This window comes from Peribacillus sp. NPDC056705 (assembly GCF_043656335.1).
The window spans coordinates 1-1,788 of record NZ_JBHTYI010000138.1 but is presented as its reverse complement, the minus strand read 5'-3'; the positions used below and the strand labels follow the sequence as shown (position 1 = coordinate 1,788).

Annotated in this window: 4 protein-coding genes; all 4 read left to right on the top strand. The window is 40.9% G+C overall.

Annotated features, from left to right (window positions below; genetic code table 11):
- The first annotated feature begins 153 nt into the window (after positions 1-153).
- Positions 154-642: a hypothetical protein gene (locus ACFRAK_RS28265; protein WP_394573078.1), complete on the top strand. Its 489-nt coding sequence runs from the start codon at positions 154-156 to the stop codon at positions 640-642.
- A gap of 65 nt (positions 643-707) precedes the next feature.
- The gene (locus ACFRAK_RS28260) at positions 708-878 is read left to right on the top strand and encodes a hypothetical protein (RefSeq protein ID WP_394573077.1); all 171 of its coding nucleotides are present in this window, start codon (positions 708-710) and stop codon (positions 876-878) included.
- A 111-nt stretch (positions 879-989) separates the two neighbouring features.
- Complete coding sequence (locus ACFRAK_RS28255) at positions 990-1,250, top strand: HNH endonuclease (RefSeq protein ID WP_394573076.1); 261 nt, start codon at positions 990-992, stop codon at positions 1,248-1,250.
- Between the two features lie 104 nt (positions 1,251-1,354).
- Positions 1,355-1,788, top strand: a 434-nt coding sequence (locus ACFRAK_RS28250) for a terminase (RefSeq protein ID WP_394573075.1), incomplete at its 3' end; no start/stop codon positions are given.

Below are 1,788 nucleotides of genomic sequence, written 5' to 3'. Positions count from 1 at the left end.
GTTCTGGTATTCCCAACATAACAATCACAGGTCGCTGATAATTCAGCGGCTTTTTCTTTGTAACAAAACCAGCAATATATTGAAAGAAACAGGAGAATTAAGGGAGATTGTGGAATGACAAGGATAAACTAATTAAAGAGAGGTTGAACTACTATGCAATTGAGAAAAGTGTTTTCTGTTTTATTGATCTTTGCTTGTTTGTTGTCTTTTTCACAGTCTGCTTTCGCTGATAACTCTGAGGGAGAAGAAGCGTCAATAGAGGTGCAGAGTATAGGGAGTAATAGGGAAAATCCAATTGAAATTCAGAATCTGTACTATAGTACTGGTGGATTGTTAATTTCTGAAGACGATGAAAAATGGTATAAATGGACAAATGACACGGGTAGCCCTAAGTTATTGTACAGTGACATGTATCCTGATTTTGGCCAAACTTCATTAAGTTTGTCAGCCATATTGCAATATAACGAGACTGTGGAATCAAACTTTATTTATGCCAATAAAGACGAAGATAGATCGATATTCAATAATTTGTATATTCCAAATGGTACAACAGTTTATCTCAGGATAAAGATGGAGGATAGCACACCTCCATATTCTTATTATAGGCTTCATTTCTTGATATTAAATGGACCTTCACAGTAATGCATGATCTAAAAGCACTCTATAACGGGGTGCTTTTTTTATTTGCATAAGAAAGGGTAGGAAGAATGAACACAGCTCAATGGGATCAATTAATGACAAGCATTAGAGATTTTGCAGAGATGATGGTAAAGTACCGTGATGAGCTTGTGAGTCGAGGGTTCGAAAGACAAGAGGTAATCAGAATGGTCATCGCATATCAAAGTACATTGTTGAACCAAAGGGAAATGAAACCATAGGTGGCACTTAAACGCTTTTGTTCCAAGACGGGATGCAAGATACTGACGGAGGGTAGGTATTGTTCAGAGCATAAGGATATAGCAACGGAAGACAAAGCAATACGTAATAGAATGTATGACCAACAAGTAAGAGACCAAGGCGCAAAGAAGTTCTATAACTCCAAAGAGTGGAAGGCAACAAGAGCAGAGAGGTTACGAAAGGACAAGGGACTGTGCCAACAGTGCTTAAGAGAGAAGCGCATCCAATCGGCTGATATGGTACACCATAAGAAGCCCATAAGAGAGTATTGGGAGTTGCGCCTTGTTCTAGAACATATGGAGAGCCTGTGTAACAGTTGTCATAGTAAGATAGACAACGGCAAACTCAAATAGGGTAGGGGGAGGGTCAAAAATTTTCAAACCCTCCTTTTAGCGACCGCGCCCCCCGTTTTTTCACGAGAACTTTCGTTTTTTGAATTTTTGGGAGGTGAACCCTGATGGGAAGAAATGCGAAACCGGTATCTCTGCACATCGCGCAGGGGAATCCGAACCGGTTAACTAGAGAGGAAATGCAGGCCAGAGCAAATAGTGAAATCAAGCTAGGGAAAACGGAGCTGGATAAGCTAAAACCCCCGTCATTCGTCAAGGATGACACCATAGCCTTCTCATACTGGAAACAGCATATGAAGGAATACAAAGCAGCTTCGGCCCAAGGAGTCGATATCCTGACAAGCTCTGATGTGGGTACACTGGCTTTATACTGCAAAACCTATTCAGAGTATGAACGACTCCTAAACGCCTACCAGAGAGTGGATAGAATCGCAGAAAACTGTGAGCCTTTGGAACAGTTTATGGTTGAAATGGACGACTTTTTACCCGCTGCTATGAAACAACTTGCAAATCTAGCATCGATAGACGGCCTGCTCAAGAT

Bases quoted from the DNA above. Each gene is read 5' to 3' on its own strand.
- ACFRAK_RS28265 (WP_394573078.1), top strand. From the start codon at position 154: ATGCAATTGAGAAAAGTGTTTTCTGTTTTATTGATCTTTGCTTGTTTG.
- ACFRAK_RS28260 (WP_394573077.1), top strand. From the start codon at position 708: ATGAACACAGCTCAATGGGATCAATTAATGACAAGCATTAGAGATTTT.
- ACFRAK_RS28255 (WP_394573076.1), top strand. From the start codon at position 990: ATGTATGACCAACAAGTAAGAGACCAAGGCGCAAAGAAGTTCTATAAC.